This window comes from Alteromonas sp. DY56-G5 (genome assembly GCF_041414725.1).
Lineage (GTDB): Bacteria > Pseudomonadota > Gammaproteobacteria > Enterobacterales > Alteromonadaceae > Alteromonas > Alteromonas macleodii.
The window spans coordinates 16,035-31,933 of sequence record NZ_JANHZQ010000009.1; the positions used below are offsets into that span (position 1 = coordinate 16,035).

Sequence of the window (15,899 nt, forward strand, 5' to 3'; positions counted from 1 at the left end):
AAGAAGTAAATACATATAGAAAAAATGCCAGCTTAGCAGGCATTTTTTTTACCTCATTTCCAATCAGGTTGAGCTAATTCAGATATTGTGGACAGGTTCGCTGTGTGTATTGCGAAGGTATAGTCCCTGCAACAGAGAAAAAAACGCAACGAAGCGACTTGACGGAACTTTCGCCACCTAAGAGTTTCGTCCTGTTTGGCCGTTTAACCGATTCGGTTGGAGTCTAAATGCTAAAGATTCTTATAATTTTGGTATTTCTAGTTTTTTACACCTACTTGCTGAAGCGTAGGTTTAAAGTGAAGATGATGGAGGCATGGCGCGCCGAAAAGGTGGGGTCTGAGGTAATGGTTTATGTGATGATTGTATTGCCTGTGATTCTCGCATGGCTCACTACGGTGCTCTTTGAATATCTTTTTTTCTAAACACACGTTAATACATGAATGAAAAAAAAGCGCTCAAGGCATGCCATTGTTAAGCAATGCCGTTGAGCGCTTTTTCGTCTTATAGGCTTTTAGAAGCGGTAAGTTAGTTTAGAGTATACGAAGCGGCCACGCGGGTTGTGCACGCCGCCTACATAGCCGTATAAGTCGCCATCACCATCACCGATAGCAAACGGAGGCTCTTCGTCAAGCAAGTTGTTTGAACCAATTACAAGGCGAAGGTTATCGCTGTAGTTGTAACCAAACTGCAAGTCCACCAACATTTGAGAATCAACTGTTCTCGAGGTATTTTCTTCAAAGTCCAACACACCGTCGAAATCAATGTCAGGCGTGTCTTCAAACTCACCAACAAAGCTAATGTTCAAGTTGGCATCGAACGCACCTTTAGACCAGGTTGTGCCGAATAACCAACGGTGTTCTGGATAGCCATATTCGCCAGTGTACTCAAGACCGTCTTTTTCGAACTCGTTCATGTAAGACCAATCAAGGTTAAAGCGTACGTTACCGAACTCTTGCAACTCCATGCGGTAGTTAGCGCTGAAATCAACACCAGACGCTTCTTGAGATGATACGTTTTGGTAGGTGTTGAAAATCTTTTGAATTACACCTAATGACTCGCCTGGCTGCGGATCTAAGCGAACACAGATTGTGCTGTCTTGGTTATTACACTCAGCGTCGTAAACCAAACCAAATTGCTGTTCGTCAATTTTGTTATCTTGAGTAATACTCCACACGTCGATGCTTAGGCCCAGTTCTTGAATAGGCGCATAGATTACGCCCACGTTCCATGACTCTGATTCTTCTGCATCCAAGTTAGGGTTACCCGCAAACTCGATATTGTAATCCAACGATTCACAATCTTGACCTGTTGCATCACAGCGATATTTGTCTACGAAGAAAACACTTTTCTGTGATGGGCCAAGGCCAACTTGTGCAAGAGATGGTGCTCTAAAGCCCTGAGCCCATGAACCGCGCACGGTTACTTCATCGCTTGGTGCCCAACGTAACGCAATTTTAGGATTAGTCGTGCTGCCAAAGTCGCTGTAGTGGTCGTAACGGCCTGCAAGCTGCAGCTCTAGCTCTTCAGCCAAAGGAATTGAAAGCTCTAAATATGCTGCGTATTGATCGCGTTCTGCTGAAGCTGATACTGACTCAGTACCAAAGATCAGACCGCGTTGAAACTGAACATCTGGAACGTCAGACACTTGCTCTTCACGGTATTCAACACCCGCTGCCATCATGACAACATCGTCGCCGAAGCTGAATGCTTCACCGGTAATGTGAGCGTCAACGCTGGTCATTCGAGATTCACCACGGCGCACAAGGCTAGTAGTAATATCATCAATTACACTTTGTGGGTTAGTAACGCCACCAAACGGGTTGTAGTTACCAAGGTTAATTTGTTCCTGAAGCCAATCAACGCGAACCCAACCTTGTGACTGATCACCACTTTGTTCTGAACGGCTGCGGCCTTTTTGTACAGATGCTTCCCAATCGTAATCATTGAACGTGCCACGAAGGCCAGCGACTAAACGAAGGGTGTCAGATTCGATATCCCAACGGCGAGCGCCAGCATCCACAGGGCGGTAGCGACCTATTTCAATGTCTTGTCCGAAAGGGTTATCAGGGTGAGTGCCTGGAACTGTCAAGCCTGCGTCTTCATCAAGGGGCGTTGCTGCACCGCCTGCTTCAGACGTATTGTGCTGCATAGCAACTTCCATAAACGCGGTAGTTTCATCGCCAATTTTATAGTCGAATTGACCGATAAAGCCTACGCGCTCAGAGGCTGGAATCGTTAAACCAAACGGGCCGTAGTCGAATAAACAACTACCAGACGCTGTGGCGCTATCTTCCGGGCAGTCTGGGTCGATAGTTTTTACGCCATCAACATAAAAATAACCCGGGTACCCACGTGATGAACGAAAATCCATACCGCCATAAGGAGATTGGTTGGCTGTACCGTAACGACCCATTTCGTCAGCGCCGAGCGTGCTGTTGTTGAAATAGTCGATGATAACTGTAGCACTGCTTTTTTCGCTTTGAGAGCCCCATAGAATACTGGCGGTGGTCTCATCATAGCTTGGGCCTGTTGTACCACCATAACCTGCATTAATCTCTAGACCTTCGTAGTCTTTCTTCAGTACTACGTTTACTACACCTGCAACAGCGTCTGAGCCGTAAATCGCAGAGGCGCCGTCTTTTAAGATATCGATACGTTCGATGGCGGATACAGGAATAGAGTTAATATCAACGAATGAGTTAGTGATACTTTCAGCAAAGGCACTAATTGCCACGCGACGTCCGTTTATTAGAACAAGCGTTGCATCTGGCCCCATACCTCTGAGGGATACCGCTGCCGCGCCATTGGCTGTAGAGTCTTGGCTGTTATTGCGCGTCGAGAAGGTACCCGCACCTGTGGCCGGCATACGCTCGAGTAGTTGTTGAAGGTTTTCATAGCCCATGCCTTCAATCATTGTTGCATCTATTGATTGAATAGGTGAAGGGCCTTCCATATCTGTACGTTTGATACGAGAACCGGTGACTGCAATTCGTTCAAGGTTGGCTGCTTCTTCGTCAGCTTGCTGTGCATACGCAGGAGATAGAGAGGTTAATCCTGAAAGTGCTAATCCCACTGCAATTGCACTTACTTTACGACCTTGTTTCATTGTTATTTCCTTATTTCCATTTTACTTGTTGTGTGTTTTTGCAACACGATGATGTTGCAGATTTATCAATAGCACTCCTAATACTTAAGTTGCAATAGGGTAAAACACGAAAGATGTGACACTTGGTTACAAAGTGTGTAAACCATGTATTACTTTTTTAAATGTGAAGCGGGATGAAGCGGCCGTGAAGTTAAACTAAAAACAGCGTAAAAATAAAGGGTTGCGGCTTAGTTAATTGGTGTTGAGGAAGTGGGAATTTGATAAGGAACAAGACCGCTATTTGTAATTCATTAGTAAGAATTTACGTATATGCAATTGCTCCTACATTTTTCTTCATATACGTGAATATCACCGCTTTATCAGATCTGACCAGATTTTTTTTGCCGAAAAATTGAACGCAAGTAAAGGTCTAGCTTGGCCTTTTTGCAAGTAACGGTATTGTTCAGCCCTACTGAAGTGATGTGAAAAGCCTGTCTTTTCGCGGTAAATACATATCGTCCGGATCTAGTGAAAATGCAACCGAGTTGGCTTTGCCCTGAATTTCTTCAATTGGAATGAAGCCATAATAACGAGAATCAACGCTATTGTTCCTATTATCCCCCATTGCCAGCACGTGATCTCTGGGCACAGTGATCAAATTAAAGTTTTTCGCAGGGCTAGGTAATGGGTTAAGCGCTATGGTTCGTGTTTGGCCTAAAATCTGCTCGGAATAAAGATTGTGACCTTTGACGCTTAACGTTGCTTTTTCACCATTGATAAAAAGAACGTTGTTTTCTAATTTGACCTTATCACCTTCAATGGCAACCACACGTTTAATGAGTCTGGTATCAGCTGCATTACTGTCAATAATTACAATGTCACCGCGATTGATGTTACCAGTTTTCGCGACAACAACGTCTGTGAACGGCAGTTCTAGCGTGTAGGCTGATTTATCAACCACTACGCGGTCGCCTACTTGAATGGTGGGCTCCATAGAGCCTGTAGGGACATAATACCAATCAGCAACACTGCTTCGAAACGAGAAAAGCAAAACCATAAATAAAATGAAAGGCAGGTTGTTCTTAACGCTCTGTTTTAGATTTAACACGGCTTCGGTTCTCACTTTTCGTAGATTGCTCGTTGGATCAAAGTTTTATCACGACATGGCTTGTGTAATAGATGTAGATTGTAAATTACCTAATTTGTTCAAAATTGAGGTGTGGAAAATGTAACGAACTATGTCGGTAGCTAATTAAGGTTGCTCTAGCTACAGGGTATTGAGCGTTGAAAAAAAGCAATAAAACTCATGTAAATCATATGTTTATATTTCACTCTGTAAAAGATGAACGCCGCCCGTTTAGGCATGCTTAAAATGTCTGAAAAAGGAATGTCATGGCACTGGTGGTGCACTTGTGGTACTTGTTACATTTTTGACTCGCAAAGAACATACATAATGCTTGAAACATTCAAACGAACAAGAATGTACACTGCAATTGCTGTAATAACATTAAGTGCAGTTTCGACAGGGTGTACGCATAACACCAATGATCCACAAAATGTACGAACTGCTTCCGATATAACCAGCGAAACAACCACTAATGCAGATAATAGTACTGCTTCCCTAAATACGTCACTGTTCAACGTGGACTACGAGCGTTTTACTCTGGATAACGGGCTTACCGTTGTACTGCACGTTGACAGGTCTGATCCCGTTGCTGCAGTCGCCCTCACTGCGCATGTGGGTTCAGCCAGAGAAAAAGAAGGGCGAACAGGCTTTGCGCACTTGTTTGAACACTTACTTTTTCTCGAATCAGAGAACTTGGGAAAAGGCGGTCTTGATAAACTCAGTGCGAAAATTGGCGGCTCAGGTGCAAATGGCTCGACGAGTCGTGATAGTACCAATTACTTCCAAACTGTACCCATTGATGCTTTAGAAAAAATGATCTGGGCTGAAGCCGATAAGTTGGGATTTTTCATTAATACCGTAACAGACCCTGTGCTCGCCAAAGAAAAGCAGGTGGTGAAAAACGAAAAGCGCCAGAGTGTGGATAATCGTCCTTATGGTCACAATCAATATGTGATTGATAAAAACCTTTACCCTGAAGGGCATCCTTATAGTTGGCAAGTGATTGGGTCGTTAGATGATCTGCAAAACGCAACGCTTGCTGACGTGAAAGAGTTTTTCAAAAAATGGTATGTACCTAATAATGTGGTGCTTACCATCGCGGGTGATATTGACGTAAATCAAACTAAAGCGTGGGTTAAAAAGTATTTCGATGAAATTCCTGCGGGAGAGCAAATCAATAAATTACCGCCTCAACCTGCGAAGCTCAATGAGACTAAAAAACGATTCCATATAGATAATTTTGCACAAGCGCCACTTTTAACTATGGTGTGGCCAACCGTACCTGAATATCACGATGACTATTATCCACTTCAAGTACTTTCTCAGTATTTAAGCCAAGGCAAAAATGCTCCGCTGAACAAGGTGCTTGTTGACGAGAAGAAGCTCACCAGTGATGTTTATCTTTATGGCTATGATGCTGAGATCGCTGGACAGCTACAGCTGCAGGTTATGGCATTTAATGGCGTGAACTTAAACACTGTTGCAGATGGAGTTAACGAAGCGTTCGCCCGCTTTGAGAAAGCCGGGATTTCTTCCAAGGATTTGGCGCGCATAAAAGCAGGTCAAGAAACAGAATTTTATCAAGGACTTTCAAGCGTCTTAGGTAAAGGTTTTCAATTGGCGCAATACGAAATCTTTGCGGGCGGGGCTGAATTTATCAGCCAAGATGTTCAGAAAATTCTGGGCGTTTCACAACAAGATGTAATGCGTGTTTATAGCACCTATATCAAGGATAAACCGTTTGTCGCCACTAGCTTTGTACCTAAGGGACAGCAAGAGTTGGTGTTAAGCGGCTCTACTGAAGCTAATGTAGTGGAGGAGCAAATTGTCGCGGGTGCGGAAGAGAGCTTTGATGCGTCAGTTGCGGCTGAATACGAACGTACTCCGTCATCGTTTAATCGCACGAAAGAGCCTGCTTATGGTGAATCAATAGAAATTACACCACCTAAGGTTTGGCAAAATACACTGTCGTCTGGCATCAAAATAACGGGTATTGCTAATGACGAAGTGCCATTGGTCGCGTTTGAGTTAAAGCTAGATGGTGGCATGCTTCTAGACTCAGAAGGTAAAACAGGAACCGCCAATTTACTTGCCGCAACCTTGCTTAAAGGTACGGCGGAAAAAACACCCGAGCAGCTGGAACAGGAAATTGAGCTTTTAGGCGCTTCTCTGGAGGCCAGTGCTTCTGAAACTGACATTACTATTAGCGGAACGGTATTGTCTAAGCACTACAGTGACTTAATGCAGCTTGTCACTGAAGTGATACTTTCTCCTCGCTTTGATGAACAAGAGTTTGAATTAGCTAAAGACGATACAATCAACCAGATTGAACAAATAAAAGCGAACCCTAATGCCATTGCATCGGTTGAGTTTAAAACACTGCTTTACGGAAAGGCGCATCCGTTTGCTCAAACGGTTCTTGGTGATAAGCAAACTGTAGATGACACAACGCTCGAAGATGTTAAAAAGTATTACGAGAAATACTTCACACCGTCATTGGCAAAGTTCCATGTTGTGGGAGACATCAAACAACAGGACGTTGTAAAAAGCCTAGCGCCACTTAATGCGCGATGGTTACCAAAAGATGTTACTTTTGCGAAGGTACCAGAGCCCAAGCTGCCAGAAAGCGCCCAACTCTTTTTCTATGACGTTCCTGGGGCTAAACAGTCAGTGCTTTATTTCGGCCATTCCGCCCCGAATGTTACTCATGATGATGCTTATAAAGTCAGTGTGATGAATTATCGTTTAGGCGGGGGCGGTTTCGCCTCACAGCTTATGCAGGAACTACGTGAAAACAAAGGCTACACCTATGGCATTCGTTCGTCGTTCTCTAGCGATCAATATACGGGTGAATTCACCATACGAAGCGCCGTAAGGTCGAACGTTACCTTAGAAGCAACGCAAGCTATCATGGATATATTAGCAGCGTTTGGCACAAACTATTCAGATGAAGATTTAGACGTTACGAAAGGATTTACTCTCAAATCTGGCGCTAGGGCGTTTGAAACGTTAGGCGCTAAACTGAGTATGGTTAGCGAAATCAGCGATTTTGGCTTGCCCAATGATTACGTTTTACAGCAAGAAGCTGAGGTAAAAGCGTTAACCGTGGGTGAGATAAAGCGCCTTTACGGTAAATATGTACATCCTGATAGAATGATTTATTTGATAGTTGGGGACAAAGATACCCAGTTTGAACGTTTAAAAGCGCTTGGGTTAGGGCAACCAACCTTGTTGAACCCTTAGTTCATGTTTTACGTTTTGCGAGCATTATAACGGCCGTTAATAAGATCAAAGCCCGTGTGAACAGCGTTCACGCGGGCTTTTTTATTAAAATGAGTGCTATATCTGAAATAGGCAAAATTATTGTGACCAAAAACGTGCTTAATCAACGTAACCGAATAGGGTGGTCTGTTAGTGCCTGTTAAATAACTGTGTCGTAGACCAAATACTATGTAATTGAGGCAAACGTCCTAGTTAAGCAAAGAGTTGCAGGAGACATGAGTGACGGAAAAAATAAAGGAGTCTGGGCGCCAAGAGCAAGACGTTGCCCTTAGTCATACTGAAGAAAAAGATGTACGAGATAATCAGAGCTTAAATTCTGTTTCTTTGTATGCCATTGTCCACAGGGAAGGGTTAGAAGAACTTCAGCGTCCTATGATGTCATTGTGGTGGTCTGGTGTGGCGGCAGGCATTGGCATCTCGATTTCAATTCTTGCTGAAGGAATTCTGCATCACCTCTTTGCAAACTCTCCCAATCAGTTTGTTATCGAAAACTTGGGCTATACGGTTGGTTTCGTGCTGGTGATTGTTGGTCGACTTCAATTGTTTACCGAAAATACGCTTTCGGTCATTCTTCCTTTGTTGAGTAAACCTTCGTTCAATATGGGCTTTTGCATTGCGCGCCTGTGGTTCATCGTTTTCACCGCCAATATGTTCGGCACCTTTTTGGCTGCGTTTTTCAGCTTTTCGCTGCAATCTGTTCCACCAGAGCTGGTTGAAGGGATGACCGCTATTTCTGAACATTATGCCAAGCTATCACCATCAGACGCTTTCTCATACGGCATTACGTCAGGGTTTATCATTGCCGCTATTGTATGGATGAAGCCATCGGTTAAGCATTCTCAAATATTGATGATAGTTATTTTTACTTATTTAATTGCTATAGGAAATTTTACGCACGTGATAGCCGGTTCAACAGAACTTTTCTTGTTAGCACTGCAAAATAAAATAAGCGTTCTTGAAACACTCTCACTCATTGGTGCAACATTACTAGGAAATATTGTGGGCGGAACGGGACTGTTCGCGCTGCTGGCTTATGGCCAAGTGGTAAGGGAAATCGAGAAATAGAGAAGTCAAAAAGTGACCCTTGGTGTGCAAACAGTGGTTAATTGAAATTAGCTGCGTTATAACATGCCGTTTAAGCCACTAAGGGGTTACGGTGCTTCGCTTTCTAACAGCAATAATTCTTGTCGGAAGTGCATTTTCATGTGCTTTTGCTGAATCAATCATTAAACCTATCATTTCTGAAGCGTCTGTTTCGTTACCTAGAAGCAAAATGGTGACAATAGAAGATACGGAAACTGCACGTAAATATACGTTATTTGTACAGTTGCCAAAAAGCTATAACGCATCTCCTTCCAAGGATTACCCCGTAATATACACAACAGATGCGCCTTACAGTTTTCCTATTATTGTAGGCTCTATGCGAATGCCAGTAAACGTAGGCCAAATGGAAGAAGCGGTCATAGTAGGGTTGTCTTATTCCCTAGAATCAAAAGGCGTAGAGAGTAGAGTAAGGGACTACACTCCTGCCATAGCCGATAGTTGGAAACTGGAAACCGGTCTTGCTGCTGAGTATCTGTCATTTATTAGATGAGATGTATTAACATTTATTGAGTCTACATATCGAGTAGACGCCAATCGACGGACTTTTATTGGGCATTCATTAGGCGGGCTATTTGGCGGCTACGTGCTCATGCAATCCCCTGAAACCTTTTCTAACTATGTGCTTGTTAGCCCTTCAGTGTGGTTTAATGACGATTACTTACTAACCTTAGAAATGGCTGAAACTCAATCGCCCACGCGTGTTTACATTGGTGTGGGAAGCTTTGAAACGCCTGAGTTTGGCGAGGGTCAAGATATGGTTGCGGGGAGCAAAGCATTGGCAAGTAAAATCAACGCTAAGGCAGATCAAAACATAACACTACAATTGCATGTTATCGGCGGCGCGTCGCATGCGACCGTATTTCCCACCGTTGCTATCCATGGAATAGATTGGATATTGGGAACGCCGCGCTAGTCTCGTTTCCTTAACTGATGGATTATTTTTTTATTCAGTTTTTAAACAGGCTAAGCAGTGTTAATTTCAATAAAGTGCAAAGCTCTGCGATACAAAAATACCCTTCGAGTAGAAAACGAGAAGGGCATTTTAAATAATAAACGAGTTTTACAGCGGATTACTTGTGGCGCTCACGCAACACATCAAGTGCATCGTTTAGCGACATATCGCTCGCCTGAAGCAGTACCGTTAAGTGGTACAACAAGTCAGCGGCTTCGTTTTTAAGCTCTTCTTTGTCGTGCACAGTAGCCGCCAATGCGGTTTCTACACCTTCTTCGCCCACCTTCTGCGCTATGCGCTTAATGCCTTTGTTGTAGAGGCTAGCGGTATAGCTACTTTTAGGGTCAGCGTCTTTACGGGCAGCCAATACACGCTCTAAATCTGCAAGAAACGTAAAGGCTGGAGTGTTGCCCTCAAACCAACAGCTTTCAACACCAGTGTGGCATGTCGGGCCGTTAGGGTTGGCAAGTACCAACAGTGAATCTTGGTCGCAGTCACAAGCAACGCTCACTAAATCTAGCGTGTTACCAGATGTTTCACCCTTGGTCCAAAGACGCTGTTTTGAACGGCTGAAGAATGTCACTTTGCCCGTTTCAAGGGTTTTCGCCAATGCGTCTTGGTCCATGTAGCCCTGCATTAATACCTTGCCAGACAGTGCGTCTTGCACAATGGCGGGTAGTAGGTTGTCCATTTTGTCCCAAGACAGTTTATTGCTGTTTTCGTTAGTAATGATCACGGGTTTACTCCTTCTGCTTGCGCCGTTAATCCGTGACGCTTACGCATGGCAACGCCATTGCTGGTCAACTCTGCTTTCAACTCATCAATATTGATGATGCCCTTGTGAAATACTGATGCTGCAAGCGCGCCATCTACGTCAGCCTGTTGAAACACATCCGTAAAGTGGGCAATTTCACCTGCACCACCCGACGCAATTAGCGGCACTTCACAGACATCGCGCACGGCTTTCAGCTGCTTCACATCGTAGCCTTTGCGCACGCCGTCTTGGTTCATGCAGTTCAGAACAATTTCACCCGCACCGCGCGACTGAACTTCTTTAATCCAATCGATGGTCTGCCATTGGCTTTTTTGAGTACGCGCTTCATCACCAGTGAATTTGTACACTTCGTATTGGTCGGTTGCTTCGTTATAAAAGCTGTCGATACCAATCACGACGCACTGTTGACCGTATACGTCGTGTAGCTGGTTAATTAGATCTGGGTTATTAAGGGCAGGGGAGTTAATCGAAATCTTATCCGCCCCCATTTCCAAAATGCGCCCAGCGTCTTCAATGCTTTTAATGCCGCCAGCTACACAAAATGGGATATCAATAACCTGTGCAATACGGCTTACCCAGCTTTTATCTACCACGCGAGCATCAGAACTTGCGGTAATATCGTAAAATACTAACTCGTCGGCACCTGCTTTCGCATATTGCTCGGCAAGAGGTACAATATCGCCGATGATTTCGTGGTTTCTAAATTGAACGCCCTTAACAACTTTGCCGTCGCGTACGTCTAGGCACGGTATTATGCGTTTTGCCAGCATGCGATAGCCTCCTTCACCGTGAACTTACCTTCAAGCAACGCGCGGCCTAAAATAACGCCGCCAACATTTGTAGGTTTTAGCGCTTCAATATCAGCAATACTGCCAATGCCGCCAGACGCTTGCCAGCTAACATGTGGGAAGCGGACCGCCATTTCTTGATACAGTTCGGTATTTGCGCCTTGTAGTGTGCCGTCTCGACTGATGTCGGTACACAGCACATGCTTTGCGCCCACTGTAGCGAAGTCTTCAAGTAAGCCTTCAAGGGCTACGCCAGAATTCTCTTGCCAGCCGTGGGTAGCAATCAGCTTTTCACCGGTGTCGCTAATATTGATATCAAGCGCTAACACAATGTGCTCTGGGCCGTATTTTTCTACCCAAGACTTCACAAGCTCGGGTTGTTTTACCGCCAAAGAACCAATCACTACGCGGCTTACGCCCGTTTCTAGTAATTGCGCTACTTCTTCTTCACTACGAATACCGCCGCCGGCTTGAAACTTCATGCGCTTGGTATCGACCATAGACTTAATTAGTGAAAGCTGACGTTTACTGGTGTCTTTAGCGCCTGTTAGGTCAACAATGTGCAGCCAGGTTGCACCTTGGTCGGCATAGTCGTGAACCACGTCTACTGGGTCCAGTTCGTATTGGGTTTTCTGCTCGTAGTCGCCTTGATAAAGGCGTACTACGCGTCCGTCAATAAGATCAATCGCTGGAATAATCATTATAGGTTCACAAAGTTAGTCAGTAATTGTGCTCCGGCCTCGCCAGAACGCTCTGGGTGAAATTGCACCCCGTAAAAGTTGTCTTTATTTATAGCTGCTGAAAACGTATTACCATAAGTGCAGCTTGCAAGCGTGTGCTCGTACTCAGGAACGGCAAAACTGTGCACAAAGTAAAAGTAGGTATCTTGTGGGATGCCCTTAAATAAACTTTCTTCTTTATGAGAGACTGTGTTCCAACCCATATGAGGTAAGCGCACGCCTTTTGATTCCATGCGAGCCACATGACCTGGCATTAGGTTTAAACAGTCGATGTTGCCTGTACCTTGAAAACCACCTTCAGCGCTGGTTTCAACCATAAGTTGCATGCCTAAACATACGCCTAGCACAGGTTGGGTAAGCGACTGCAGGGTTTCCACTAGCGCTTTTTGCTTAATGCTTGCCATCGCTGCTGCCGCTGTTCCTACGCCGGGTAAAAACACTTTATCAGCGTTTTTTATCACGTTTACATCGTCAGATACGTCCACTTCAACGCCTAAGCGCTCAAGGGCAAAGCGTACTGATGAAATGTTCGCGCAGCCTGTATTTACTATGACTATTTTTTGTCGCTGGCTGGTATTTACCACTGACATTACAGGGCTCCTTTACTGCTTGGTAGTGCATCGCCTTGACGGGTAATGGCTTGACGTAGGGCACGGCCAAATACTTTAAACAAGCTCTCTACCTGGTGGTGAGCATTACCTTCGCTGGTGGATAGGTGTAACGATAGCCCCATGCTTTGTGCAAGCGAGTAGAAGAAATGCGGCACCATTTCAGTAGCCATTTCACCTACCTGGTCGCGGCTAAATTCAGCCTCAAATTTAAGGTGAGGGCGGTTAGAAATATCCATGATACATTCCGCACGACACTCATCCATTGGCAACGCAAAACCAAAACGGCCAATACCGCGTTTGTCGCCTAGTGCCTTTTTAAGCGCTTCACCAAGGGCAAGCGCGGTGTCTTCTACACTGTGGTGATCGTCAATGTGCAAATCACCATTAGTAGTTAGGTTTAGCTCGAAGCCACCGTGGGTCGCAATTTGGTCAAGCATGTGGTCAAAAAAGCCCATGCCGGTTTGAATTGTCGACTTAGCTTGCGAGTCTAAATCTACGCGAACGCGAATGTCGGTTTCAGAGGTGGTACGTACCACTTCTGCTATACGTGAAGATGCAAGCAAGCTTTTCTGAATATCATTCCAGTTTAAGCTCTCGCGGTTGTACTGAAAGCTGCGAATACCCATGTTTTCAGCAAGCTGTACATCGGTAATTCTGTCACCAATCACAAACGAGCGGGTGAAATCCACTTTGCCTTGCTGTAGGTATTCTTGTACTAAGCCAAGCTTTGGTTTGCGGCATGTGCAGTTATCAGCATCGAAGTGCGGGCAAATAAGCACGTCATCGAATACCACGCCCTGGCTTTCGAAAATGGCCATCATGGCATTGTGTGGCTTGTCGAAGTCTTCTTGTGGGAAACTGTCTGTACCCAAGCCGTCTTGGTTACTTACCATCACGAGTTTATAACCAGCTGCTTTTAGTTTAAGTAGCACAGGAATAACGTTTGGCTCGAATACCAGCTTCTCTAAACTATCTAATTGCTTATCTACTGGCGGCTCTTCTACGAGTGTACCGTCGCGGTCAATAAATAAAATGGCTTGCTGACTCATGCCGCGTCCTCATTATTTTTAAATTCGTTAATTAGCTGCATTAAACGCTGGTTTTGCTCTTCAGTGCCTATGCTTACGCGTAAACAGTTTTGTAAATTAAGCTGTTTTGATTGATCGCGAATAAGCATGCCTTGGCTTACCAAGTACTGCATTAGGGCTTGCGCTTTTGCGTAGCGGAATAAGATAAAGTTTGCTCGTCTATCACCCACTAATTCAAAGCCTTCGATAGATTCCAGCGCTTCGGCTAGGGCCTCTTTTTCCCGGTTAATGGTAGCCACCTGAAGCTCAAGTAACGTTAGCGATTCAGCCGACAATGCTTGTGCAGCAATCTGCGCTACTGGCTCTGGAATGGGATAGGGCGCTATCACTTTAAGCAGAGCTTGAATGACGGGTGCCTGAGCAAGTGTAAAACCACAGCGAAGCCCAGCCAGTGCAAACGCTTTAGACAGCGTACGAAGTACCACCAAGTTTGGATAGTTGTTAATCTCATTTGCCCACGTATTGTCGGCATCGAACTCAATATACGCTTCATCTACAACAACCAGTGCTTTATCGGCAAAGTGATTGAGCACGGTTTTAATGTCTTCACGAGCAACTGGCGTACCGGTTGGATTATTTGGCGCACAGATGAAAATCACGTTAACGTCATCTTCAGCGCATACAGCATTCACGTTAAGACTGAAGTCGTCGTTAAGCGGTACTTTCTTAATGCCCACATCACAGGTTTCTGCACTGATTGCATACATACCGTAGGTAGGCGGGCATATCAGAATGCTGTCTTTACCCGGCGTGCAGAAGGTGCGAATAAGTAACTCAATGCCTTCATCTGCGCCGCGGGTAACAATAAGCTGCGATTTGTCGAGTCCTGCGTAATCAGCGTAGCCACTCACTACCGCTTCGGGCTGACATGACGGATAGCGGTTAAAGTTGCTGCTATCTACGCTGTATTCGTTGGCATAAGGTGACTCGTTGGCATTAAGCCAGTCTTGACCACCTGAAAACAAGCGACGAGCCGATTCATACGGCTTTAGCGGTACTAAATTTTCGTTAATTAGGTTATCGATAAGTGCCGACATTAGGCGTCTCCTTGCTTAAGTGCCTGCATGCGAAGTGCAACGGCCTGTTCGTGTGCATCTAAGCCCTCGGCAGCGGCCAGTGCCATAATCGCAGGGCCTAAATTACGCATGCCGTCTGCGCTTAGTTCTTGAATAGTGTAGCGACGCATAAAGTCTAATAATCCAAGGCTAGAGTAATTCTTAGCATAGCCATAGGTTGGCAGTACGTGGTTAGTGCCCGACGCGTAATCACCTGCAGATTCTGGTGACCACGGGCCTAGGAATATAGAGCCTGCGTATTTAATTTTTGGCAAATAATCACGGGCATTCTCTATTTGTACAATTAAGTGCTCAGCGGCGTAGGCGTTACTTGCTTCAATGGCTTGCTCAATGGAATCAGCCAAAATATAACGCGCATTTTCCATAGCAGGGCGTGCAATCTCAGCGCGAGATAGGGTTGCTAATTGACGTTCAACCGCGGCTTTTGCTTCTTCAATAAGTGTAGCGCTGTTAGACACCAAAATAGCCTGCGAGTCTGGACCGTGCTCGGCTTGGGAAAGCAGGTCGGCCGCTACAAACTCAGGGTTTGCGAACTCATCAGCAAGTACCAACACTTCTGATGGGCCGGCCGGCATATCAATAGCTGCACCATCAGCACGTTGGCTTACTTGCTGTTTAGCTTCAGTCACAAAGCTGTTACCCGGGCCAAAAATCTTATCTACTTGAGGAACGCTGTCTGTTCCCAAGGCCATAGCGGCGATTGCTTGGGCACCACCACACAAGAAGATCTTGTCGATGCCGCATTTTCTGGCCGCATACGCAATTTCAGGCGCGATAAGCTGTTCTTTGTTTGGTGGAGTACAAAGTAGCTTATTTTCGCAGCCCGCCACCAATGCAGGTACGCCTAGCATCAATACGGTAGAAGGAAGCGGCGCGCTGCCGCCTGGAATATAAAGACCCACTGCATCAAGGGCGGTGAAGCGCAGCTCGCATTTAACACCAGGCGTTGTGGTTAGCGCGATATCACTAGGCATTTGCGCTTCGTGAAACATTTTTATGTTGTTGAACGCAGTATCGATAGCACTTGCTACCTCTGGCGTTACCTTCGCAGCAAGAGCATCAATGTTTTCTTGTGAAAGTACAAGGCTAGTTAAGTCTGGGCAGTCAAATTTACGTGTGTAATCAAGTACTGCCTCATCGCCTTCTTTTTCAACGCGGGCGATAATGTCGCCCACGGTCTGCTTTAACTGTTGGCTATTGGCCATAGCCGGGCGGGCTAGCGCCTGTTTTTTCTCATTTACCGAAAGAGATGACCAAGTAATCATAATTGCC

The 15,899-nt window shown here is 45.2% G+C and carries 11 protein-coding genes and 1 pseudogene; 3 read left to right on the top strand and 9 right to left on the bottom strand.

Annotated elements, in window-relative coordinates; genetic code table 11:
* Nucleotides 1-511 precede the first annotated feature (511 nt).
* Nucleotides 512-3,106, bottom strand: a complete 2,595-nt coding sequence (locus NO989_RS06465; RefSeq protein ID WP_371342273.1) for a TonB-dependent receptor — start codon at nt 3,104-3,106, stop codon at nt 512-514.
* Nucleotides 3,107-3,554: 448 nt separating this feature from the next.
* Nucleotides 3,555-4,208 (bottom strand): signal peptidase I, encoded by a 654-nt coding sequence (gene lepB, locus NO989_RS06470; RefSeq protein WP_061486123.1) that lies wholly within the window; start codon nt 4,206-4,208, stop codon nt 3,555-3,557.
* Between the two features lie 330 nt (nt 4,209-4,538).
* Between lepB and NO989_RS06475 the strand changes: the two genes are divergently transcribed.
* The 3 genes and pseudogenes from NO989_RS06475 to NO989_RS06485 all read left to right on the top strand — a co-directional run bounded on the left by NO989_RS06475 (nt 4,539) and on the right by NO989_RS06485 (nt 9,510).
* Nucleotides 4,539-7,454 carry a M16 family metallopeptidase gene (locus NO989_RS06475; RefSeq protein WP_371342274.1) on the top strand — a complete coding sequence of 972 codons (2,916 nt, stop codon included), beginning with the start codon at nt 4,539-4,541 and terminating at the stop codon, nt 7,452-7,454.
* Between the two features lie 258 nt (nt 7,455-7,712).
* A complete protein-coding gene (locus NO989_RS06480) occupies nt 7,713-8,558 on the top strand; it encodes a formate/nitrite transporter family protein (RefSeq protein WP_014950037.1) in 846 nt (281 codons plus the stop codon).
* A 208-nt stretch (nt 8,559-8,766) separates the two neighbouring features.
* Nucleotides 8,767-9,510: pseudogene (locus NO989_RS06485) on the top strand (alpha/beta hydrolase).
* Nucleotides 9,511-9,667: 157 nt separating this feature from the next.
* Here the strand turns inward: NO989_RS06485 and hisIE are convergent.
* Genes hisIE through hisD form a run of 7 tightly spaced genes read right to left on the bottom strand, consistent with a single transcriptional unit; the run spans nt 9,668 to nt 15,892 of the window.
* Nucleotides 9,668-10,285, bottom strand: coding sequence for a bifunctional phosphoribosyl-AMP cyclohydrolase/phosphoribosyl-ATP diphosphatase HisIE (gene hisIE, locus NO989_RS06490; protein WP_371342275.1), 618 nt, complete (start codon nt 10,283-10,285; stop codon nt 9,668-9,670).
* A complete protein-coding gene (gene hisF / locus NO989_RS06495; protein WP_014950033.1) occupies nt 10,282-11,094 on the bottom strand; it encodes an imidazole glycerol phosphate synthase subunit HisF in 813 nt (270 codons plus the stop codon). The genes hisIE and hisF overlap by 4 nt, the downstream gene beginning before the upstream one ends.
* On the bottom strand, nt 11,076-11,813 hold the full coding sequence (gene hisA, locus NO989_RS06500) for a 1-(5-phosphoribosyl)-5-[(5-phosphoribosylamino)methylideneamino]imidazole-4-carboxamide isomerase (protein ID WP_371342276.1): 738 nt from the start codon (nt 11,811-11,813) through the stop codon (nt 11,076-11,078). The genes hisF and hisA overlap by 19 nt, the downstream gene beginning before the upstream one ends.
* A complete protein-coding gene (gene hisH, locus NO989_RS06505) occupies nt 11,813-12,442 on the bottom strand; it encodes an imidazole glycerol phosphate synthase subunit HisH (RefSeq protein ID WP_371342277.1) in 630 nt (209 codons plus the stop codon). Before hisH ends, hisA begins: the two co-directional genes overlap by 1 nt.
* Complete coding sequence (hisB, locus tag NO989_RS06510; protein WP_014979739.1) at nt 12,442-13,512, bottom strand: bifunctional histidinol-phosphatase/imidazoleglycerol-phosphate dehydratase HisB; 1,071 nt, start codon at nt 13,510-13,512, stop codon at nt 12,442-12,444. Before hisB ends, hisH begins: the two co-directional genes overlap by 1 nt.
* Nucleotides 13,509-14,588, bottom strand: coding sequence for a histidinol-phosphate transaminase (gene hisC, locus NO989_RS06515; protein ID WP_014979738.1), 1,080 nt, complete (start codon nt 14,586-14,588; stop codon nt 13,509-13,511). Before hisC ends, hisB begins: the two co-directional genes overlap by 4 nt.
* The gene (gene hisD, locus NO989_RS06520; RefSeq protein ID WP_014950028.1) at nt 14,588-15,892 is read right to left on the bottom strand and encodes a histidinol dehydrogenase; all 1,305 of its coding nucleotides are present in this window, start codon (nt 15,890-15,892) and stop codon (nt 14,588-14,590) included. The genes hisC and hisD overlap by 1 nt, the downstream gene beginning before the upstream one ends.
* Nucleotides 15,893-15,899: the final 7 nt, after the last annotated feature.

Excerpts from the sequence above, each read along its gene's own strand:
- NO989_RS06465 (WP_371342273.1), bottom strand. The coding sequence starts at position 3,106 with ATGAAACAAGGTCGTAAAGTAAGTGCAATTGCAGTGGGATTAGCACTT.
- NO989_RS06475 (WP_371342274.1), top strand. The coding sequence starts at position 4,539 with ATGCTTGAAACATTCAAACGAACAAGAATGTACACTGCAATTGCTGTA.
- hisF (WP_014950033.1), bottom strand. The coding sequence starts at position 11,094 with ATGCTGGCAAAACGCATAATACCGTGCCTAGACGTACGCGACGGCAAA.
- hisA (WP_371342276.1), bottom strand. The coding sequence starts at position 11,813 with ATGATTATTCCAGCGATTGATCTTATTGACGGACGCGTAGTACGCCTT.
- hisH (WP_371342277.1), bottom strand. The coding sequence starts at position 12,442 with ATGTCAGTGGTAAATACCAGCCAGCGACAAAAAATAGTCATAGTAAAT.
- hisB (WP_014979739.1), bottom strand. The coding sequence starts at position 13,512 with ATGAGTCAGCAAGCCATTTTATTTATTGACCGCGACGGTACACTCGTA.
- hisC (WP_014979738.1), bottom strand. The coding sequence starts at position 14,588 with ATGTCGGCACTTATCGATAACCTAATTAACGAAAATTTAGTACCGCTA.
- hisD (WP_014950028.1), bottom strand. The coding sequence starts at position 15,892 with ATGATTACTTGGTCATCTCTTTCGGTAAATGAGAAAAAACAGGCGCTA.